This window comes from Chitiniphilus purpureus (assembly GCF_025642115.1).
Taxonomy (GTDB): domain Bacteria; phylum Pseudomonadota; class Gammaproteobacteria; order Burkholderiales; family Chitinibacteraceae; genus Chitiniphilus; species Chitiniphilus purpureus.
Genome location: NZ_CP106753.1, coordinates 3362153 through 3382710 on the forward strand (window position 1 = coordinate 3362153; position 20558 = coordinate 3382710).

General features: G+C 67.0%; 23 protein-coding genes. 15 read left to right on the top strand and 8 right to left on the bottom strand.

All coding sequences use genetic code 11. The features are described from left to right. Positions 1 to 56: 56 nt before the first annotated feature. From N8I74_RS15480 to N8I74_RS15490, 3 genes are all read right to left on the bottom strand, one after another. Positions 57 to 2291, bottom strand: a complete 2235-nt coding sequence (locus N8I74_RS15480) for a type IV pilus assembly protein FimV (protein ID WP_263124009.1) — start codon at positions 2289 to 2291, stop codon at positions 57 to 59. A 46-nt stretch (positions 2292 to 2337) separates the two neighbouring features. Continuing rightward, a complete protein-coding gene (locus N8I74_RS15485) occupies positions 2338 to 3474 on the bottom strand; it encodes a PilT/PilU family type 4a pilus ATPase (protein WP_263124010.1) in 1137 nt (378 codons plus the stop codon). 89 nt (positions 3475 to 3563) lie between these two features. After that, positions 3564 to 4607, bottom strand: coding sequence for a type IV pilus twitching motility protein PilT (locus N8I74_RS15490; RefSeq protein ID WP_263124011.1), 1044 nt, complete (start codon positions 4605 to 4607; stop codon positions 3564 to 3566). A 95-nt stretch (positions 4608 to 4702) separates the two neighbouring features. Between N8I74_RS15490 and N8I74_RS15495 the strand changes: the two genes are divergently transcribed. From N8I74_RS15495 to N8I74_RS15510, 4 genes are all read left to right on the top strand, one after another. Then, positions 4703 to 5416 (top strand): YggS family pyridoxal phosphate-dependent enzyme, encoded by a 714-nt coding sequence (locus N8I74_RS15495; RefSeq protein ID WP_263124012.1) that lies wholly within the window; start codon positions 4703 to 4705, stop codon positions 5414 to 5416. 3 nt (positions 5417 to 5419) lie between these two features. Next, positions 5420 to 6229 carry a pyrroline-5-carboxylate reductase gene (proC, locus tag N8I74_RS15500; protein WP_263124013.1) on the top strand — a complete coding sequence of 270 codons (810 nt, stop codon included), beginning with the start codon at positions 5420 to 5422 and terminating at the stop codon, positions 6227 to 6229. 169 nt (positions 6230 to 6398) lie between these two features. Next, positions 6399 to 6986, top strand: a complete 588-nt coding sequence (locus N8I74_RS15505) for a YggT family protein (RefSeq protein WP_263124014.1) — start codon at positions 6399 to 6401, stop codon at positions 6984 to 6986. Beyond that, positions 6986 to 7276 (top strand): DUF167 domain-containing protein, encoded by a 291-nt coding sequence (locus N8I74_RS15510; RefSeq protein WP_263124015.1) that lies wholly within the window; start codon positions 6986 to 6988, stop codon positions 7274 to 7276. Before N8I74_RS15505 ends, N8I74_RS15510 begins: the two co-directional genes overlap by 1 nt. Here N8I74_RS15510 and N8I74_RS15515 read toward each other — a convergent pair. Beyond that, positions 7266 to 7670, bottom strand: a complete 405-nt coding sequence (locus N8I74_RS15515) for an FxsA family protein (RefSeq protein WP_263124016.1) — start codon at positions 7668 to 7670, stop codon at positions 7266 to 7268. The genes N8I74_RS15510 and N8I74_RS15515 overlap by 11 nt on opposite strands. On the opposite strand from N8I74_RS15515, the gene cutA reads away from it, so the two are divergent. From cutA to N8I74_RS15560, 9 genes are all read left to right on the top strand, one after another. Continuing rightward, positions 7669 to 8007 (top strand): divalent-cation tolerance protein CutA, encoded by a 339-nt coding sequence (gene cutA, locus N8I74_RS15520; RefSeq protein ID WP_263124017.1) that lies wholly within the window; start codon positions 7669 to 7671, stop codon positions 8005 to 8007. The genes N8I74_RS15515 and cutA overlap by 2 nt on opposite strands. Continuing rightward, positions 8004 to 9542: a protein-disulfide reductase DsbD gene (dsbD, locus tag N8I74_RS15525; protein WP_263124018.1), complete on the top strand. Its 1539-nt coding sequence runs from the start codon at positions 8004 to 8006 to the stop codon at positions 9540 to 9542. The genes cutA and dsbD overlap by 4 nt, the downstream gene beginning before the upstream one ends. Beyond that, entirely contained in the window at positions 9539 to 10039 is a 501-nt protein-coding gene (locus N8I74_RS15530) for a TlpA family protein disulfide reductase (RefSeq protein ID WP_263124019.1), read from the top strand. Before dsbD ends, N8I74_RS15530 begins: the two co-directional genes overlap by 4 nt. Beyond that, positions 10036 to 10905: an ATP-binding protein gene (locus N8I74_RS15535; protein ID WP_263124020.1), complete on the top strand. Its 870-nt coding sequence runs from the start codon at positions 10036 to 10038 to the stop codon at positions 10903 to 10905. Before N8I74_RS15530 ends, N8I74_RS15535 begins: the two co-directional genes overlap by 4 nt. A gap of 94 nt (positions 10906 to 10999) precedes the next feature. Beyond that, positions 11000 to 11959, top strand: a complete 960-nt coding sequence (locus tag N8I74_RS15540; protein ID WP_263124021.1) for a Nudix family hydrolase — start codon at positions 11000 to 11002, stop codon at positions 11957 to 11959. Next, on the top strand, positions 11950 to 12399 hold the full coding sequence (locus N8I74_RS15545) for a hypothetical protein (protein ID WP_263124022.1): 450 nt from the start codon (positions 11950 to 11952) through the stop codon (positions 12397 to 12399). The genes N8I74_RS15540 and N8I74_RS15545 overlap by 10 nt, the downstream gene beginning before the upstream one ends. Before the next feature lie 109 nt (positions 12400 to 12508). After that, positions 12509 to 12973, top strand: a complete 465-nt coding sequence (locus N8I74_RS15550) for a glutaredoxin family protein (protein ID WP_263124023.1) — start codon at positions 12509 to 12511, stop codon at positions 12971 to 12973. A gap of 24 nt (positions 12974 to 12997) precedes the next feature. Further along, positions 12998 to 13768, top strand: coding sequence for an exodeoxyribonuclease III (xth, locus tag N8I74_RS15555; protein WP_263124024.1), 771 nt, complete (start codon positions 12998 to 13000; stop codon positions 13766 to 13768). Positions 13769 to 13860: 92 nt separating this feature from the next. Then, entirely contained in the window at positions 13861 to 14535 is a 675-nt protein-coding gene (locus tag N8I74_RS15560) for a Crp/Fnr family transcriptional regulator (RefSeq protein ID WP_263124025.1), read from the top strand. Between the two features lie 137 nt (positions 14536 to 14672). Here the strand turns inward: N8I74_RS15560 and N8I74_RS15565 are convergent, their stop codons facing one another. The 4 genes from N8I74_RS15565 to N8I74_RS15580 form a co-directional block, all read right to left on the bottom strand. Then, positions 14673 to 15287 carry a lytic transglycosylase domain-containing protein gene (locus tag N8I74_RS15565; RefSeq protein ID WP_263124026.1) on the bottom strand — a complete coding sequence of 205 codons (615 nt, stop codon included), beginning with the start codon at positions 15285 to 15287 and terminating at the stop codon, positions 14673 to 14675. Positions 15288 to 15358: 71 nt separating this feature from the next. Continuing rightward, positions 15359 to 17074 carry a proline--tRNA ligase gene (locus N8I74_RS15570; RefSeq protein WP_263124027.1) on the bottom strand — a complete coding sequence of 572 codons (1716 nt, stop codon included), beginning with the start codon at positions 17072 to 17074 and terminating at the stop codon, positions 15359 to 15361. A gap of 109 nt (positions 17075 to 17183) precedes the next feature. Beyond that, positions 17184 to 17807, bottom strand: coding sequence for an N-acetylmuramoyl-L-alanine amidase family protein (locus N8I74_RS15575; protein ID WP_263124028.1), 624 nt, complete (start codon positions 17805 to 17807; stop codon positions 17184 to 17186). Positions 17808 to 17848: 41 nt separating this feature from the next. Further along, positions 17849 to 18223: a hypothetical protein gene (locus tag N8I74_RS15580; protein ID WP_263124029.1), complete on the bottom strand. Its 375-nt coding sequence runs from the start codon at positions 18221 to 18223 to the stop codon at positions 17849 to 17851. A gap of 212 nt (positions 18224 to 18435) precedes the next feature. Here N8I74_RS15580 and N8I74_RS15585 point away from each other — a divergent pair, with 212 nt between their 5' ends. After that, positions 18436 to 19461, top strand: a complete 1026-nt coding sequence (locus N8I74_RS15585; RefSeq protein WP_263124030.1) for an imelysin family protein — start codon at positions 18436 to 18438, stop codon at positions 19459 to 19461. A 102-nt stretch (positions 19462 to 19563) separates the two neighbouring features. Beyond that, positions 19564 to 20526 carry a PhnD/SsuA/transferrin family substrate-binding protein gene (locus tag N8I74_RS15590; RefSeq protein ID WP_263124031.1) on the top strand — a complete coding sequence of 321 codons (963 nt, stop codon included), beginning with the start codon at positions 19564 to 19566 and terminating at the stop codon, positions 20524 to 20526. Positions 20527 to 20558: the final 32 nt, after the last annotated feature.

Sequence of the window (20558 nt, forward strand, 5' to 3'; positions counted from 1 at the left end):
CGATGCACAAACTGCCATCCGGGATATTACAGCGGGCTAACGGCGGACGCCGTCGACTAGCGATGCTTGATCGGGAACAGGCGGTCCAGCCACTTGAGCGCGATCTGGCGCTGCTCCAGCGTGCCGTTGTACAAGGTCTCTTCCAGGAGCCGGAATACCCGGCCGGTGTCGCCCTTGGCCAAGAGGTCCGAGACGGGTCGCAACAGCGGATCGTCCGAGACGAATTCGGCAGGATCGACATTGGTGCCCGGCTCCGCCTGCACCGGCGCCACTTCGGAGATCAGGAAATCGGCCGGCGTGAAGAGCGGCTCACCTGCTCCCGGGGCCTGGGGCGCAGCAACGTCGACCGGCTCGAACGGCTCGTCGGCGGCGGGCGTTGCCACGATGTCGATCGTGTCGGCCTCGATGACATCGGCCTGGATCGCGGTCGTTTCCGGTTCGAGGGTGAATGGCTCATCCTCGACCGTGATCGCCTCCGGCTCGCCGGAGGAGGGCACCGCCTCGACCGTGATCATCTCCGGCTCGGCTGGCGGCATCTCCAGCGTCATCGGCTCCGCGGTGGGCAGCATCGGCGTGAACTCGATCGGCCCCGGCCCGGCTGGGCGTGCCGACGCTGCTGCAGGGGCACGGCTCGGGGCCGCGGCCGGCACGTCGTCGCTCTCCTCCAACGGCTGGTACAACGGGTTGTCCGGGTCGAGGTCGCGCCCCAGCTCCTGCACCTGCTGCCACAGCGCGTCACTGGCGAATTGCAGGCGGAATGCCACCGCCCGCTCCTGGAACTGCTGCGTCATGTCATTCAGACGCAGCACGTCGAACAGTTTCATCCACAGCACCAGCGCGGTCGGATGCTGCTCGATCTCGTGCGACAGCAGATTGACCGCCTGCTGCACCAGGCCATGGTCGATCAGCAGCTGCGCCTCTTCGGATACGTTGCCCGGCAGCACGACGTCCACCTCATCCTGCTGCCAGTCATTGGCCATCTGCGCGATGTTGTGCGCCAGCTCCCGCATGCCCGAACCCGGGATGCTGGGCTGTTCGCCGAAGCCGGTCACCGGCTTGCCGTTCGTGGCAAAGCGCGGCTCCAGGTTGGTGGCGATCGAGAACGGCTCATACTCCTGCGCCAGCCGACGTTCGCGCCAGCGCCAGAAGAGATATCCCGTCGGCAGCAGCAGCAGCGCCAGGAGACCCCCCCACATCCAGATGCCTCCCGTCAGCAGGCTTTCCTCGATGCTCGATGCGGGCGAGGACGGGGCAGCTGCCTGCACGCCACGCGATTTGAGCTGGTCGAGCTGCTGTTCGAGTTGCGCGATCTGGTACTTGAGCTGCATCAGCTGCGCGGTCTGGTCATCCGACTCCAGCAGCAGCAGATTCTCCCGCAGCCGCAGCGTTTCCTCGGGCGTCATGCCCGAGCGGTACTCCAGGTCGATGGCCGGCGCGGACAGGCGCAGCTGCAGCTTGCCGTCGTCCTTCGCGGCTGCTGGCGGCAGGCGCTCGCCGGCATGGTCCCGCGGATCGGGCAACGGGGGCAGCGGGTCGATCGACAGCGTGGGTGCCGCCGCCGCAGTCTGACGCACCGGCGGCAGCACCTGGCTGCTGGAATCCTCATCCTCGCGGGCACTGCGCGCCCTGGGCGGCGGCAGATACAGGGCCTGCCCTGCTTCGAGCGGCGCCCGCGAATTCTGGGGCAGCCCCTCGTTGAGGGTGTGGATCTCGTCGATCAGCCAGGCGCGCAGCTCCGGATCATTCGGGTAATAGCGTCGTGCAATGCGCTCGACCGATTCACCGCCTTCGGTGCGCCACACCCCGCCCAGTGCCGGCACCGTGCGACGGGCGGCGGTGCCGCCGCTGCGTGCCGGCGCCGCGGCACGCGCAGCCGCGCCGGGCACGGTGGCCGGCGCTACGTATTCGCGCGGGTCAAGCAGCACGGTGTAGTCACGCCGGAACGACGCACTCAGATCGGTGGGGCAGGCAACGCCGATCCTGATCCCCAGCACCGGCTCCTGGATCTTTTCGTCGCCGAAGATCCGCAGCACGCCACCACCTGCCCCCGGCTCATAGACAAGACGGGCGCGCAACAGCGGGCTTGCGCCGCCCTCCGCATCGCCCGGCAGCAGTTGGAAGCAGGGGCGGGACAATATCTCGTCCGGGGCAGCCAGCACCGGGATCACGCCTTCGAAACGCTCGCCCAGCGCGGACCGGACCGACAGTTCGCCCAGTGTCGCTGCGTGCACCGGAACACACAACAAAGCGCCACCCAGTGCGAGGACGGCGCGGCCGACCCGGAACGGCATCGCGGATAACCTTGTCAGTGCGCCCGTTGAGCTGCGCCGCATGCGTCTAGACGATATCCAGATGATCGATGCCCGCAAGCACATCCTTCTGTTTCGATTCCGCGCCTTGCAGCTTGATCTGCAGACGCAGGTCGTTCACCGAGTCGGCGTTGCGCAACGCGTCCTCGTAGCTGATCTTGCCCGCCTCATAGAGGTCGAACAGGCTCTGATCGAAGGTCTGCATGCCAAGCTCTCGGGATTTCTTCATGATCTCCTTGATCTCGTGCACCTCGCCCTTGAAGACCAGATCGGAAATCAGCGGCGAGTTGAGCATGACCTCGACCGCGGCCACCCGGCCGCGGCCGGAGCGATGCGGCACCAGCCGCTGCGAAACGAATGCCTTGAGGTTGAGCGACAGATCCATCAGCAGCTGCTGACGGCGCTCCTCGGGGAAGAAGTTGATGATCCGGTCCAGCGCCTGGTTGGACGAGTTGGCGTGCAGCGTGGCCATGCACAGGTGGCCGGTCTCGGCGAACGCGATCGCATAGTCCATCGTGTCGCGGTCGCGGATCTCACCGATCAGGATGACATCCGGCGCCTGACGCAGCGTATTGCGCAGTGCAGCACCCCACGAATCGGTGTCCACGCCGATCTCGCGCTGCGTGACGATGCAGTTCCTGTGCTCGTGCACGTACTCGATCGGGTCCTCGATGGTGATGATGTGGTCATACGACGCTTCGTTGCGGTGTCCGATCATGGCGGCAAGCGAGGTGGACTTGCCGCTGCCAGTGCCACCGACGAAGATCACCAGCCCGCGCTTGGTCATCGCGATATCCTGCAGCACCGGCGGCAGGCCCAGCTCGGCAAGCTTGGGGATCTCCGAATTGATCGTCCGCAGCACCATGCCGACCCGGCCTTGCTGCATGAAGGTATTGACGCGAAAGCGCCCCAGCGAGCCGGGGTTGATGGCGAAGTTGCACTCCTTGGTCGCCTCGAACTCCTCGGCCTGGCGGTCGTTCATGATCGAACGTGCAAGCTCCTTGGTGTGCTGCGCCGTCAAGGTCTGGGCCGATACCGGGGTCACCCTGCCGTCGATCTTCATCGCCGGCGGGAAGTCGGCGGTGATGAAAAGGTCGGAGGCGCTCTTGGAACGCATGTGACGCAGGAGATCCTGCATGAACTTGGCTGCTTGCTCTTTTTCCATCGCCCTGACCGTAGCTGGTTGTGCTCGTTCTTGTCGTTATACCGTGGATTGCAACGTATTGCGGGGAAAGTACCGGTACCAGGCCGGACTCAACCCTTGAAATTGTCCGGGATCGCGGCCTTGGCCCGTGCCTCGCCAAGCGACACCACGTTGCGCTGCACCAGCGTCAAGAGCGCCTGGTCCAGCGTGTTCATGCCGAACTGCTGCCCGGTCTGGATCGCCGAATACATCTGCGCGATCTTGTTCTCGCGGATCAGGTTGCGGATGGCCGGCACGCCGATCATGATCTCGTGCGCCGCCACGCGGCCCTGCCCGTCCTTGGTCTTGAGCAGCGTCTGCGAGATCACCGCGCGCAGCGATTCGGACAGCATGGCGCGCACCATCTCCTTTTCCGCCGCGGGGAACACGTCGACCACCCGGTCGATGGTCTTGGCGGCCGAACTGGTATGCAGCGTGCCGAACACCAGGTGACCGGTCTCGGCGGCAGTCAGTGCAAGCCGGATGGTCTCCAGGTCACGCATTTCGCCGACCAGGATCACGTCCGGGTCCTCACGCAGCGCGGAGCGCAGCGCATTGGCAAAGCTCAGCGTATGCGGGCCGACCTCGCGCTGGTTGATCAGGCACTTCTTGGACTGGTGCACGAATTCGATCGGGTCCTCCACCGTCAGGATGTGCCCGTACTCGTTCTCGTTGATGTAATTGATCATGGCCGCGAGCGTGGTCGACTTGCCCGAGCCGGTCGGGCCGGTCACCAGCACAAGCCCGCGCGGGTTCTCGGCGATGTCCTGGAACACCCGCGGCGCATTCAGCTCCTCCAGCGTCAGTACCTTGGAGGGAATGGTCCGGAACACGGCGCCGGCGCCGCGGTTCTGCACGAAGGCGTTGACGCGGAAACGTGCAAGGTTGGGGATCTCGAACGAGAAGTCCGCCTCCAGCGTATCCTCATAAACCTTGCGCTGCCCGTCGTTCATGATGTCGTACACCATGTCGTGCACGTCCTTGTGCTCGAGCGCGGGCAGATTGATGCGCCGCACATCGCCGTGCACGCGGATCATCGGCGGCAGTCCGGAGGACAGGTGCAGATCGGAGGCCTTGTTCTTGACGGCAAAAGCCAAGAGTTCGGAAATTTCCATTTATAATTTTGTCCTTCGGCGACGCGCCGTACCCCTTACGACACGGCGCCACAAGCGGCTTGAAATCAAGGCTGACAGGCAACGACCAAGCAATTATGGCAACGATTTTTGAAGCGTGGCAAGGCGTGCTTACACGCATACGGACCGCCGCCGCGACCAGCGGGCGCCCCCCGGAAAGCGTGGCTTTGCTGGCGGTCGGCAAGACCTTCCCGCCCGAGGCGCTGCGCGAGCTGTATGCTGCAGGGCAGCGCGACTTCGGTGAGAACTATGAACAGGAGCTGACAGCCAAGGCGGCGGCACTGGCGGATCTGCCGGAGCTGCGCTGGCACTTCATCGGCCCGTTGCAGAGCAACAAGACACGCAATGTGGCCTGCCAGGCCGCATGGGTGCACAGTGTGGCGCGGCTGAAGATCGCCCAGCGCCTGGCAGAGCAGCGCCCGGAACACCTGCCGCCGCTCAACGTCTGCATCCAGGTGAACGTCTCGGGCGAAGCCAGCAAATCCGGCGTGGCCCCGGCTGAACTACCAGCCCTGGCCCACGCGGTGACACAGCTGCCGCGCCTGCGCCTGCGGGGCCTGATGTGCGTGCCCGAACCGGATGGCGACGACGAACGGCTGACTGCGCAATTCGCAACACTGCGCCGGCTCAAAGCAGCCTTGCAGCACGAAGGGCTGGCGCTGGACACGCTCTCGATGGGCATGTCGGCCGATCTGGAGCCGGCGATCCGGGAAGGCGCGACCATCGTGCGCGTGGGAACGGCGTTGTTCGGCGCCAGGACCAATCCAGACAGGAATCCAGACAAGGAATAAGGGATGGACATCAGCTTTATCGGCGGCGGCAACATGGCCGCGGCCATGATCGGCGGCCTCATTCAGGAGGGCACTGCCCCGCAGCGCATCCACGTCGTCGACCCGGATGAGACCAAGCTGCACGAGCTTGCGCAACGCTACGGCGTAAGCACCGCCCGGCCGGGCGCAGCCCTGCCCTCGAGCAGGATGGCGGTGCTGGCAGTCAAGCCCCAGCAGCTCGAGGCGGTGGCAAGGCAGCTGGCGCCCGAGCTGGGCGGCACGCTCGTCGTCTCGATCGCTGCCGGCATCCGTTCGGATACCCTTGCGCACTGGCTGGGCGGACATACGCGCATCGTCCGCGTCATGCCCAACACCCCTGCCCTGGTTCGGGCCGGCCTGTCCGGTGCCTTTGCCGCGCCTGCAGTCTCGGATGACGATCGCGCCGCCGCCGAGACAGTGCTGCGCGCGATCGGCGAGGTGGTCTGGGTCGCTGAGGAAAGCCGGATCGACGGCATCACCGCCATTTCCGGCAGCGGCCCGGCCTATGTGTTCTATTTTATGGAAGCATTGCAGGAAGCTGCACGCGCACAAGGGTTCGACGTCAGCACCGCCCGTACCCTCGCCTACCAGACCTTTGCCGGCGCCGTCGCACTTGCACTGGCCAGCGAGGACGACGCGGCCACGCTGCGGCTCAAGGTCACCAGCAAGGGGGGAACCACCGAACGCGCCATCGGCACGTTCGAGCAACAAGGGTTGCGCGATATCGTGATCGCCGCCGCCGCCGCCGCCGCCACGCGTTCACGCGAACTGGGCGACGAGCTGGGCCGGGGCTGAGGTCACACGCGGCCGTTGCGACGCGAAGCAGAGGGAATGCACGACGCGCGGTCGGAGGCCGCACCGGCTCACGCCACGGCCGGCCGCTGACGCCCCCGCGCCGACCGCGGCCGGCACCATCGCGCGTCGCTCCCGAACCTCTATTGAAAATCGGCTCCAAGGAGCAAGCATGTTCGTCGAAGCCTTGCAGTTCCTGCTGCGCAGCGTGGGCGGGTTCCTGATCCTGGTGTTCCTGGCCCGCTTCTACCTGCAGGCCTTCCAGACCTCGTTCCGGCACCCGCTCGGGCAGTTCGTACTGGCCCTGACCAATTGGGCGGTGCTGCCGGTGCGGCGCGTGCTGCCGCCGCTACGCGGCTACGATACCGCGAGCTTCGCGCTCGCCGGCTTCACCGCGCTGCTGATGCATATGCTGTTGCTGGCCATCACGCCCTGGCCGTTCGTGTTCATCGCGCCGCTGTCGCTGCTGGCGCTGGCACTGGTGGCCGCGCTGGAACTGTTCAAGATGTCGCTGTACCTGCTGTTCGCGGCCGTGCTGGGGCAGGCGGTACTGTCCTGGATCGCCCCCTACAACCCGCTGATGCCGCTGCTCAATACGCTGACCGCACCGTTCCTGCGCCCGCTGCGCCGCGTCATCCCGCCGGTGGGTGGGATCGACATCACGCCGCTGCTGCTGCTGCTGGCGATCCAGCTTGTGCTCAGTGTCTTTGTCGCCCACCTGGAAACGGCGATCCTGCAACACGTGTCGATGGCGGGCTGATGGCCGAGGACTGGTTCCGGCGCGTGGGCGAGGATTGGCTGCTGCAACTGCACATCCAGCCGGGCGCCAAACGCAGCGGCGTGGCGGGCCGCCATGGCGACGCGCTCAAGCTGCGGCTGGCCGCCGCCCCTGTCCAGGGCAAGGCCAACGAGGCATTGCTGGCGTTCGTCGCGACGGCGTTCGACGTACCGCTGCGTCAGGTCAGCCTGCGCAGCGGCGCCACGTCGCGCCGCAAGGTGATCTGCGTGAGCGGCAGCGCCGTCGCCCCGGATGAGGCATTCAGCGCTTGAGGCGTTGGCCCGGCTCGACCGGCTGCTCGATGCGCCGGTATTCGCCGTCGATCGCGCCATCGATGGCAGGCGCATCAGGGCTGCGCCCCCAGGGCAGCAACAGCAGCAGGCCGGCCAGGTCGCCAATGAGACCCGGCAGCAGCAGCAGCAACGCCGCGATGTAGTAGCGCGCCACCCAGAACAGACTGCGCACCGACAGCTTGCCGGCGCGCAGATCGGAAACCAGCGACCAGCCCACTGCCAGCCGATGATGGCGCAGCATCAACACCCCGGCGAGCGCGGTCAGCACGATCCAGCCGAGCACCCAGCCGGTGCCGATCGCCTTGGCGGTCAGGACCATCACGACGATTTCAGCCGCCGGATACGCAAGCAGCGCGAGGAGGAGGTAAGGCATGGATGATTCCCAGGAAATTTTGGCGGTATTGTGCAACTGCCCCGACGACGTCTGTGCACAAAGCCTGGCGCAGGGGCTGGTGGAAGCGGGATTGGCCGCCTGCGTGAACCAGTTGCCGCCGGTCCAGTCAGTCTACCGCTGGCAGGGAAGAACCGAAATCGCCATGGAAGTTCCATTGCTGGTCAAGACCACCCGCAGCCGTTACCCGGCATTGCAAGCCTGGTTGGTCGCGCGGCATCCTTACGATGTGCCCGAGATCGTCGCCTGGCCGATTTCGATCGGATTGCCCGCCTATTTGCAATGGGTGCACCACTCCGTTTCAGGAACTACGCCTTGATCGTCCGTTTTGTTTTGTTGCTGCTTGTTGCCCTGCTCGGGTCCGCCGCGCGGGCCGAACCCGATCTGCTGCCGCCCGAGCGCGCCTTCCAGGCGGCGCTCACCCGGATCGCGCCCGATACGCTCGAAGTCCGCTTCACGGTAGCCCCCGGCTATTACCTGTACCGCGACCGGATCAGCTTCGCGCTCGAACCGGCCCAACCGTTGCAGATCCGGCTGCCGGGCGGGGAATGGAAGAACGACCCCAGCTTCGGCCGCGTGGCGGTGTTCCATCGCGATGTGACGGCGCAGTTGCGCGGCAAGGGCCGGCTGCCTGCCGATGTGAAGCTGAAGATACGCTTCCAGGGCTGCGCCGATTCGGGCGTCTGCTATCCGCCACAGACCGCCGTGCTGGCGCCGGGGGAACACTCCGGCCCCAAGGGGGCGCTCGATACGCTCTTTGGCAGCAATCGCGATACGAATACCCCGGCCGCCGAAGAAGGCGGTTTTTTTCGTGGCGGGCTTTGGCTGACCCTGGCGCTGTTCTACCTGGCCGGGATCGGCCTTGCGCTCACCGCCTGCATGTACCCGTTGCTGCCCATCGTCTCCAGCATCGTGCTGGGCAGCGGCACCGCCGGGCGTGGCCGCGCCCTGCTGCTGACCCTGCTCTACGTGCAGGGCATGGCGCTCACCTACACCGTTGCCGGGATCGCGGCGGCGCGCACCGGCACGCTCCTGACCGTGGCATTGCAGCAGCCCTGGGTGGTGGCGGCCATGTCGCTGCTGTTCGTGGCGATGGCGCTGGCCATGTTCGGTGTGTTCCAGTTCCAGCTGCCAAGCGGCGTGCAAAGCACCTTCAACCACTTGGCGCACCGGCTGCCCGGCGGGCGGGCGACCTCGGTGTTCGCAATGGGTGTGGTCTCCGCGTTGATCGTCGGCCCGTGTGTGGCGCCGCCGCTGGTGGCGGCATTGGCCTATCTGGGCCAAAGCGGCGATACCGCGCTCGGCGGCGGCGCGCTGTATGCGCTGGCGCTGGGCATCGGCACCCCGCTGATCCTGGTCGGCGCCTTCGGTGCCGCCATCCTGCCACGACTGTCCGCCCGCCTGATGCGCGGCGTGAAGCTCGCCTTCGGCGTGATCCTGCTCGGCACCGCAGTCTGGATGGCGCGCCCGCTGTGGCTGCACCATCTGCCGCAGGGGCAGATCCCGCAATTCCAGCCGGTGGCCAGTGTGGCGCAGCTGCGCGAGGCACTGGCGCAGGCGCGCGGCCGCCCGGTGATGGTCGACATGTATGCCGACTGGTGCACTAGCTGCATCGCATTCGAACGGGAGACGCTGACCGACCCGGGTGTGCAGCGCCGGCTGCAGGACTATGTGCTGCTGCGCGCCGACCTGACCCGCAATACCGAGCATGATGCCGCGCTGCTGCGCCACTATGGGCTGTATGGCCCGCCCGCGCTGCTGTTCTACGACCGCGACGGGCGGCTGTCGACCCGGCGCGTGGTCGGCTTCCAGGACCCCGCCGCCTTTTCCGCCACGCTGGATGCACTGCCATGATCCACTCTCCCCGTTTTGCCGCGGCGTTGCTCGCCGCCCTGCTTGCCATGCCGGTCGCCCAGGCCCAGCAGGCCCCGCTTTACCGGCATACGCTCAAGACCCTGGACGGCAAGCCGGCCGGCTTCGCGCAATGGCGCGGCAAGCCGCTGGTGGTCAATTTCTGGGCCACCTGGTGTTCGCCATGCCGCGAGGAGATCCCCGAATTCGTGGCGCTGCAAAAGCGCTACGCCGGCAAGGTGCAGTTCGTCGGTGTGGCCATCGACGAGGTCGCGCCGGTGCGCACCTTCATCAAGCAGCACCGGGTGAACTATCCCAACCTGATCGGTGCCGCCGACGCCATGAAGTTGATGCAGGCTGAAGGCAACGTGGTGGGTGGGCTGCCCTTCACCGCGCTGTATGACGCCGGCGGCAAGCGTGTTGCCGTCAAACTGGGCCGGCTGAAGGGCGAAGAACTCGAACGCATGCTCCAACCCTTGCTCAAGGCCCCACAACCATGATCGGACCCGAACGCCTCGCCCGCTTCATCGATCGGCTCGAACAGCTGCTCGACCATGTCGAGCCGCTGCTGCCGGCGTCGGCCGCATCCGTGGACTGGCAGGCACAGGCCTTCCGCTGGCGGGTGCGCCAAGGACGTGGCCAGCTCGAGCCGGTGCGCCATCCGCACCTGATCCGGCTCGATCAGCTCGTCAACGTGGGCCTGCAGCGCGACCGGCTGCTGGCCAACACCCGCCAGTTCGTCAACGGCCGGCTGGCCAACAACGTGCTGCTCACCGGTGCGCGCGGCTGCGGCAAGAGCTCGCTGGTCAAGGCGGTATGGAACGAACTGCGTGACCAGGATCTGCGCCTGATCGAGGTGGAAAAGACCCATCTGGTCGATCTGCCCGATATCGTGCAGTGCATTGCAGGGCGGCCGGAGCGCTTCATCGTGTTCTGCGACGATCTGTCGTTCGAGGAAGGCGATCACGGCTACCAGGCGCTCAAGACCACGCTCGACGGCTCGATCGCCGCCCCCAGTGCCAACATGCTGCTGTACGCCACCTCCAACCGCCGTCATCTGGTGCCGGAGTATTTCAGCGAGAACGCGCAGTCGCGCCATCTGGACGGCGAGATCCACCCGGGCGAGGCGATCGAGGACAAGATCGCGCTCTCCGAACGTTTCGGCCTGTGGTTGTCGTTCTATGGGTTTTCGCAGGACGAGTATCTGGCGGCGGTGCGCCGCTGGCTGCACGACTTTGGCGTCAACGGCTGGGACGAGGTGCTCGAACGCGCCGCACTGCAATGGGCACAGGGCCGCGGTGCGCGCAGCGGCCGTGTCGCCTGGCAATTCGCCCGCGACTGGGCCGGCAGCCACGGCGGAGCGTAACCACGCCTGACGGCACGCCTGCCGCGGCGCGGCTCTTGTACAATCGGCCCGCCCCGCAGCGCCAGTCCAGTCAACCAACCATGCAGCCTCCCCCATGCCCGACACCCCCGTAGTCCATGTCGCAGCCGGCATCCTGATCGATCATCAAGGCCGTTTTCTGATGGCAAGCCGCCCGCCCGGCAAAGCCTATGCGGGCTACTGGGAGTTCCCCGGCGGCAAGCTCGAAGCCGGCGAGACCGCGCAGCAGGCGCTGGCGCGCGAGCTGGTCGAGGAACTCGGTGTCGCGATCAACGCGGCGGTACCGTGGATCGTGCAGGGCTTCACCTATCCGCACGCCACGGTGCGCCTGCACTTCTTCCGTGTCACCGGGTGGGATGGCGAGCCGCAACCGCACGAAGGGCAGGCCTTCGCCTGGCAGCAACCGGGGCAGCTGACCGTCTCGCCCATCCTGCCTGCCAACGGCCCCATCCTGCGCGGTCTGGCACTGCCCGACCAATTGGCGGTCTCCGCCGCCGGCATACTGGGCACCGAGACGTGGCTGGCCCGGCTGGATGCCGCCCTGGCGGCGGGCCTGCGCATGCTGATCCTGCGTGAGCCCGGGCTCGACCCGATGGCCTACGCGGCGCTGGCCCAGGCGGTGCTGACCCGGGCGCGGCCCTACGGCTGCCGGGTACTGCTGCATGGCGCGCCCGAAACCAGCGGTGCGCTCGTCACCGGACTGGGCGCGCACGGGCTGCATATGCCGGCGCGGGTCGCGGCGGCCATGGCGCGGCGCCCTTCCGGTTTCGACTGGCTGGGCGTTTCCGCGCACGACGCGGCCGAGCTGGCCGCGGCGCAGCGTATCGGCGCCGACTATGCGCTGCTGGGCCACGTGGCCGCGACCGCCTCGCACCCGGATGCGCCGCCGCTCGGGTGGCATGGCTTCGCCGATCTGGTCGGCGCCGGCTGGCCGTTTCCGATCTACGCGATCGGGGGGCTGTGCAGCAGCGATCTGCCGACCGCCCAAGCGCATGGCGGACACGGCGTCGCCGCGCTGTCGGCAGCATGGCGCTGAAGCGGCACGCCCAGACGGCGTTGCAAACGCTGGCCGTGCTGGCTGTCGCCGGTTTCGCTGCACAGTACCTGGGATGGCTGACGCTGCCCCTGGGCGGCGATGACCCGGTTCCGGCGCTGCAGCATGCCTGTCCGGATCTCACGCAGGGTTGCACCTTCACCTTGCAGCAGCGCAGCTATCGCCTTGCCAGCGACCGGTCGCTGGCGGCCAGCCGGATCGTGGTGCTGACCCTTGCAGGCGATGCGCAGGCCGTCACCGCCGAATGGCGGATGCAGGGCATGACGATGCCGCCCAGCCACAGCCCGATGCAGGCGACAGCTGCCGCGACCTGGCAGCTGCGCACCGCCCTGCCGCTGTGTTCGCAGGCACGGCGCGATTGGCAGTTGTGGTTGCGGATCGACGACAGCACCGTGGTCATCCATACCCGCGCCGCCGCCTGACCGGCTGACGCCGCCGCAGCGATCGGCAATAATCGGTTCTTGGCAAGGAACGCGGCGCCAAGCGGGCTTTCCGCCCGGGCGCGGTCGTGAACCCACTCCAGCGAGCCCTATGGACAAGCGCCTTCTTCCGCTGCTGTTGCTGACCGTGATATGCCCGGCATTGGCCGGCAAGGTGTATCAATGGCGTGATGCCGACGGCAACGTGTTCTACAGCGACCGCCCTCCCGACGGCCGCAGCGCGCGCGAACGCGCGATCAAGCCCAATGTGGTGCAATCCCAGTCCGCCGGGCAGGACGCCGGCACCGGGGCGGGGCTGGTGTTCTACACCGCCTCGGGCTGCCCAAGCTGCGATGAGGCACGCCGGCTGCTCGACGACAACCGCATTCCATACCAGGCCAAGGTGCCCACCGAGGATGCCAAGCTGATGCAGGAGCTGGTGACCCGTGCCGGCGCCGACAACCTGGTGCCACCGGTGCTGGAGATCAACGGCCAGTTCGTCAAGGGCTGGAACCGCTTCACCTGGAGCGCCGTGCTGCGCCAAGCCGGCTACACCATCACCGAACCGGCGCGCTGAGCGCGCCACGTATTGAGAACCGCCATGCAATTCGCCACCTGGAATGTGAACAGCCTCAAGGTCCGCCTGCCGCAGGTGCTGGACTGGCTGGCCGCGCAGCCGGCGCTGACCGCGCTGGCGCTGCAGGAAACCAAGCTCGAGGACAGTGCGTTTCCGCGTGCTGCCTTCGAGGACGCCGGCTACCACGTGGCGTTTTCCGGGCAGAAGACCTACAACGGCGTCGCCATCGTCTCGCGGGTGCCGCTCGAGCAGGTCGAAATGGGCATTCCGGGCTATGCCGATCCGCAAAAACGGGTGATCTCGGCCACCGTTGCCGGGGTGCGCTTCATCTGCGTGTACGTGCCCAACGGTCAGGCGCTCGATTCGGACAAATACCCCTACAAGCTCGGCTGGCTGAAGGCGTTGACCACCTGGCTGGCCGAGGAACTGCTCGCCCATCCGCGGCTGATCGTGGCGGGCGATTACAATATCGCGCCGGAAGACCGCGATGTGCACGATCCCAGGAAGTGGATAGGGCAGGTGTTGGTGTCGCCGCCCGAACGTGCCGCGTTCAGCGATCTGCAGGCGCTTGGCCTGGTCGACGCCTTCCGCGTGTTCGAGCAGCCGGAAAAATCGTTCAGCTGGTGGGACTACCGGCTCTACGGCTTCAAGCGCAATGCCGGTCTGCGCATCGATCACCTGCTGGTCTCGCCGGCGCTGCGCCCGGCGTTGACCCGCTGCGTCATCGATATTGAACCGCGCCGCAACGAGCGGCCGTCGGACCACACCCCGGTATGGGCGGAATTCGCCGGCTGAACGGGCGTTGCCGTCAGCAAGCCGGGTACTCCGGTCTGCTGCAAAATCCTGCACAATCCGCTTGCCTACCTTCACCCGATCGGAACAGCCCCATGAACAAGGCCCGCCTGCTCTCCGGCAGCACATTGTTTTGCGAACTGAGCGAAGCCGAGCTCAACGAACTTGCGCAGCACGCCGAGCTGCGCGAGATCCGCGCCAAGCAGACCGTGGTCCAGCAAGGCACGGCCGGCGAGGAGATGTATGCGGTGCTGCACGGACGCCTCAAGGTCACCCGCAACACCGAGGACGGGCGTGAAGCCACGCTGTGCATCCTCGAAGCCGGCGAAGTATTCGGCGAGATCGCGATGCTCGACGGCGGCGTGCGCAGTGCCAGCGTCGAGGCACTGGAGCAATGCGAACTGTTGGTGCTGGGGCGCGACGCGGTGATGGAATACCTGGAATCGCATCCCAAGGTGATGCGGCAGCTGATCGCGGCGCTGTGCGAGCGTCTGCGCGCAGCCGACAACCTGCTGCAGGACATGCTGTTCCTCAACCTGCCCGAACGGCTGGGCAAGATGCTGCGCCAGCTGGGTGAAGCGCACGGTGCGGAGCAAAGCGACGGCAGCGTGCTGATCGACCTGAAACTGACGCAGCAGGAGCTGGCCAACCTGGTCGGCGCCAGCCGCGAATCGGTGAACAAGCAGCTCAATGCCTGGGTGGAACAGGACTGGATCGCGCTGGAGCACGGCCACGTGCGGCTGGTGCAGGTGGAAAAGCTGCCCGGCTGAACGCCGCCGTTGGCTGGCGGCGGCGCGCCCTGCTGCCCCGGCCTCGGTGCCGCGGGGGGCAGTGCCCGCGCCGTCAGCTGCCGCAGGGCGCCCGCCACGCGGGTGCGGCCATCAGCATCCACAGGCCAGGGCGGCGCTCAGCGCTGCGCCACCTGGTTCTTGCCCGGCTCCCATGCATACAGGCTCTTCCAGGCATCGTGCACCAGATTGGGGTACTCGGCCCGCCCCAGGCTGCCGTTGTAGCGGCCCAATGCGCGAAAGAGGTCGCCTTTCTCGATATCGAGGTAGTGCCGCAGGATGGTGCAGCCGTAGCGCAGGTTGGTATGGATGTCGAACAGGCTCTGGTCGGTGCTGCCGATCAGGCGCTGCCAGAACGGCATCACCTGCATCAGCCCCCGCGCGCCCACCGGGCTCAGCGCATAACGGTTGAAGCGGCTTTCCACATGGATGAGCCCCAGCACCAGCTGCGGGTCCAGCCCCGCCCGGGTGGCTTCGTAGTGCGCCGCAACCAGGATCTTGCGGCGCATGAATTCGTCAGGGATGCGTTTTTCCAGCCGCACGGACATGTCGGCCAGCCACGCCTCGCCCTCCCGCGGATCGGCGAACACCAGGCGTGGCTGGGCCCCGTCGGAGATCGAGCGCTGCATCGTCGACTGCACCGACGAAGACAGTGCCTCCTCCCGCTGGGCACCAGCCCAGGAACAGGCCGCAAGGCCCCACAACAGCAATCCGAACAAACGAGACAAACGCATGATTTCCAAGGAAAAGTGCAACTGGTCGGACTGTAAGGTAGCCCCCTGACGGGGTCAACCGGGGCGGTGGCCTACTCGGCAAGCTTCCGACGAATGAACGCAGCCACCTCGCCCAGCGGCACCTTCTCCAGGTCGCCACCGCGCCGTGCCACGTATTCGACCATGCCTTCCGCCAGCCCCTTGTCGCCCAGCGTGAGCCGGTGCGGGATGCCGATCAGTTCCATGTCGGCGAACATCGAACCGGGACGCTCGTTGCGATCATCCAGCAGCACGTCGACCCCGGCGGCCTGCAGTTCGGCGTAGAGCTGGTCGGCTGCAGCCTTGACCGCGTCCGAGCGGTGATAGCCGACGGCGACGACGGCGAGGGCGAACGGCGCCATGGCGAGCGGGAAGCGGATGCCGCGCTCGTCGTGGTTCTGCTCGATGGCCGCCCCGACGATACGCGAGACGCCAATGCCGTAGCAGCCCATCTCGAAGGGCTTCAACTGGCCGTCGACGTCGGTGAAGGTGGCATTCATCGCCTCGGAATACTTGGTGCGCAGCTGAAACACATGGCCGACCTCGATGCCGCGGCACAGTGCCAGCACGCCCCGGCCATCCGGGCTCGGGTCACCGGCGACGACGTTGCGCACGTCGGCGACCACATCGGCCTCGGGCAGATCGCGGCCCCAGTTCACACCGGCAATGTGGAATTTGGGCTTATTGGCACCGCACACCCAGTCGCTCATGGCGGCGACGGTGCGGTCGGCGATGATGCGGGTGCCGGCCGGCGCGCCGACCGGGCCGAGGAAGCCGGGCGGGCAGTTGAAGGCGGCACGGATTTCCTCCTCGGTCGCGAAGCGGAAGCCGTCCATGCCCTCGACCTTGCCGAGCTTCACCTCGTTCAGGCTGTGATCGCCACGCAACAACACGATGACAAGCTTGCCGGCGGCATCGATCACGGCGATCAGCTTGACCGTCTTCTCGATCGGGATCCCCATCAGCCCGGCCACCTGTTCGCAGGTGGTCTGCTTCGGTGTCTCCACATCATGCAGCGCTTCGCTGGCGGCCGCGCGCGGCGCGGCCGGCGCCAGCGCCTCGGCCAGTTCGACATTGGCGGCGTAGTCCGAATCCGGGCAATAGGCCAGCAGATCCTCGCCGGCATCGGCGAGCACATGGAATTCATGGCTGCCCGAACCGCCGATGGCACCGGTGTCGGCCGCCACCGCGCGGAACGCGAGGCCCAGCCGGCTGAACACATTGGAGTAGGCCTGATACATCCTGCCGTAGCTCGCCTGCAACCCCTCGAAGCTGGCATCGAACGAGTAGGCGTCCTTCATCACAAACTCGCGCGCACGCATCACGCCGAAGCGCGGGCGGATCTCGTCGCGGAACTTCACCTGCACCTGGTAGAAATTCACCGGCAGCTGCTTGTAGCTGCGCAGCTCCAGCCGGGCGATGTCGGTGATCACTTCCTCGTGGGTCGGGCCGAAGCAGAAATCGCGTTCGTGCCGGTCCTTGATCTTGAGCATCTGCGGGCCGAACAGCGCCCAGCGGCCGGTCTCCTGCCACAGCTCGGCCGGCTGGATGGTGGGCATCAGCAATTCCTGCGCCCCGGCCTTGTCCATCTCGTCGCGCACCACGCCCTCCACCTTGCGCAGCACCTTCAGCCCCAGCGGCATCCAGGTGTAGAGGCCCGAGCCCAGGCGCTTGATCAGGCCGGCACGCAGCATCAGCTTGTGGGAAACCAGCTCGGCTTCGGAAGGCGCTTCCTTGAGCGTGGAGAAGTAGAGTTGAGAGGTACGCATGGCGGTATCTTGTCGGGGCGTTGGATCGGGTTGTGGCGAATGCACAGCCCGGCGCGTCTGGCCGGGGACGGGAATCTTATCACCAACCGTGGCGCGCCCGCTGCCCGCCTCAGCGCGGCAGGCACCCATCCAGCGCCGCGACCAGCGCGCCGGCCAACCGGGCGCGGGTGGCCGGGCGGCCGAGCATGAGCGCGTCGTCGCGGTTGAGAATGACGCCAGCCTCAAACAGCACCGCCGGCATGCCTGCCCGCCGCAGCACCGCGAAATCAGCTTCGTACACGCCCAGTTCCCGATCGTAGAGCGTGCGCCTCTCACCCGGCACATCGGCGCTGTGATGCAAGGTGTGCCGGAAACCCTGCTCCCGCAACTGCCGCCCCATTGCCCGGGCGCAGCCGGCACTGACGGCGAACGCCGGATTGCTGCGCGATACGAACAGCGAATAGCCGGAAAAATCGGTGTACCAGCGCGCCGTGCCGTTCACGGTCCATTGCTTGAGAAAACGCGGCTGCGCCGAGTCGTGGTGGAGGGAGACGAAGAACCGGGCACGCGCAGCGGTCGCCAGCTGCGCCCGCGCGGCGAGCCCGGTCTCATCGCCCTCTGCGCCGATCAACAGCACAAGATGCCCGGCGCGGCGCAGCTGTTGCGCCAACTCCAGCGCCAGCGCACGGTTGTACTCGAATTCGGGCACGCCATAGGCGCTGACGGCCCCGGGTGCCTGCAGCGAACCCGACATCGACCGCGATGGTCGCGGCCTGCAGCGGCAACGCAAGCAGGCTAGCGCTCGCCGCCAGCCGCCGCATCATCCTGGGCCGCGGCCTGCCCCGCCCTCGCCTTTTCCAGTTCGACGCGCTTGACGGCGATCTTGGGGCGCAGCACGTTCATCATCACGGTATCGCGCAGCCAGATCAGCAGGAACAGCCAGCACAGCAACAGCCCGGCATACGGCAGCGTGTCGCTGCGCAGCGCCGGAAAGAAGCGCTCGATCAGCGGGTTGATCGCAAACTGCACGCTGGCGATCACGATGCCCAGCAGCAGCAGCGTGGAGACGGCGCGTTCCTTGATGAAGGTGCCGCGCAGCAGCACCCGCTGCTCCCAGGCCGACAACCCCTGCAGCTCAGGCACATCGTCGGCACGAAAATAGAAAGCCATGGTCGTAATCCTCGTTCTGCGGTCCGCAGTTTCGTGGGGGCGCCGGCAAAAAGCAAGCGGACCACCGGCACGCCGGCGCCGACCGTTCGTCTGTCGTGCCGCCCGCCGATGCTCTAACATTGCCCGATCGCGCCAAAGAGCGCGGGCGGCCGCAGGACGTCCGGGTCCAATCCCGGCCACGGCCGTCCCGATCACGTTCCAAAGGAGGAGAAATGATCCGTTCGATCCCGGCAGCGTCGATGCTGCTGCTCGCCACCCTCGCCAGCGCCAACGAGCCCGCCCCGGCCATCCCGCGCCTGACGCCGCCCGAGCTTGCCATCAGCCTGACCGAAACCGTCTATATCCCCGCGCAGGTGTCGCTGCTGGAGCACACCGGCCGCCTGACGGGGCAGATCGCCGCGCTGTGCGCCACGCCCAGCTCACAACGACTGCAGGACAGCCGCGCCGCCTGGGTGTCCGCCAACCAGGCCTGGCGCCGCATCGACGCGGTGCGCATGGGCCCGAGCCGCCGCGAGGACGTCCAGAATCAGTTCGATCCGTGGCCATTCGACGAGAAGACCGTCGCCAAGAAGATGCGCGACACCCCGCAGGACCCGACCTCGCAGCCGGCACTGGCCGCCTCGCGCGAGCTCAAGCAAGGGTTGCCGGCGCTCGAATACCTGCTGTTCGGCAACGGCGCCCCGGAAGCCGCGCCGCTTGCGGCCAAGAAGATCGACGCCGCCTGCCGCTATGGCCTGTGGGTGTCGGCGGGGGTCGCACGCCGCGCGCAGGAGCTGATCTACGAGTGGCAGGGGCTGCGCCGCGGGCTGAACTACGACCCGTCCTACCCGCGTCCTTTCCTTTCCGAAGCGCTGACCCGCGCAGTGGCCGGATTGCGCGAGCTGGCAGGCTGGAAGCTTGCCAACCAGACCGAGGCACCGCGGCGCCAGGACTTCCCGGACTGGCGTGCCGGGGTCAGCAAGCGCAGCCTGGATTCGGGCCTGGACATGGTGGAGCGCACGCTGCTGGGCGTCGGCGGTGGTGCCGGTTTCGACGACTTCCTCGCCACCCGCGGCAAGGATGAAGCCATCGACGGCCTCAAGGTCAGGCTGGCCAACGCGCGTATCGCTGTCGCGGGCCTGCCCGACGACCTGAGCAGCGCCGAAGGCGAACGGCGCTATGCGCAGCGGCGGCTGAACGAGCTGGCGGACTACATTGCCGGCCCGCTGGCCGAAGCGCTCGGCATTCCGCTTTCCTGAGCGGCAGGCGGGCAGGCGACCGACTTGTCATCGCAATGACATCAGATCGTCACAGGGCGGCTTTACGCTTTTGGCATTGCCACATGCCCCCGCCCTTGAACGATGTTGCGTGCCGTTGCCGTGCTGCTCTGTCTGATCGCCCTGCCCACCCACGCCGACCTGACGCTGGGCCTCGTTGCCAACCGTAGCGTTGAGGAGACCCAGCGCGACTGGCAGCCCATCGCCGACGATCTGGCCCAGGCGCTCGGCGAACCGGTGCGGCTGATTGCCAGCAAGGACGAGACGCAGCTGCTCCGGCGTTTCGTGGCCGGCGAGATCGATATCCTGCGCGGCAGCAGCCGGCTTGCGCTTTCCGCCGTCGAGCAGGGTCAGGGCGAGGTGTTCGCACGGCTTGCGCTGACCGGGCAGGTGACCCGTTACCAATCACTGCTGCTGGTACGTGCGGACGGCCCCGCCGACCTTGCCCAACTGCTGCGGAAACCGGGGCAGTGGCGCTATGCCAGCGGCTACCCCAGCTCCACCGCGGGCCACCTGATCCCCCGCTATCACGCCTTCCTGCGCAACAACGTCGTACCGGAGCGCTTCTTCCGTTCGATCCGGTCTGGCAATGCCGAAGACAATTTCCGGGCGCTGGTCGAACGGCGGGCCGACGTCGCCGCCAGTGACAGCGACGGCTGGCTGAAGCTGAACGAGAAATATCCGCGCGATGCCAAGCGCCTGCGCGTACTGTGGCGCTCGCCGCCTTTCTCGTACGATCCACTGGTGCTGCGTGGCACGCTGAACGCGGCGCGCAAGGACCGTATCGCCCGCTTTTTCATCGGCTACGGCAATCAGGGGCCCACCGCCACGCGCGAAAAGGAAAAGCTGTACTGGGCCGACCAGCTCGACCGCTTCCTGCCTTCGAACAACCGGCAGCTGCGCGAGATCACCGATCTGCAGCTGTACGACGCGCTGTTCCGGCTGGCGCTCACCCCCGATCTGGGCGCGCCGCAGCGCAACGCGCAGGAAAAGGCGCTGTACCGGCGCTACGATCAGCTGGTCACGCTGCTGGGCGGGGTACGCTGACCCGGGCCGGCGCGGCGCCGCGCGCATCAAGG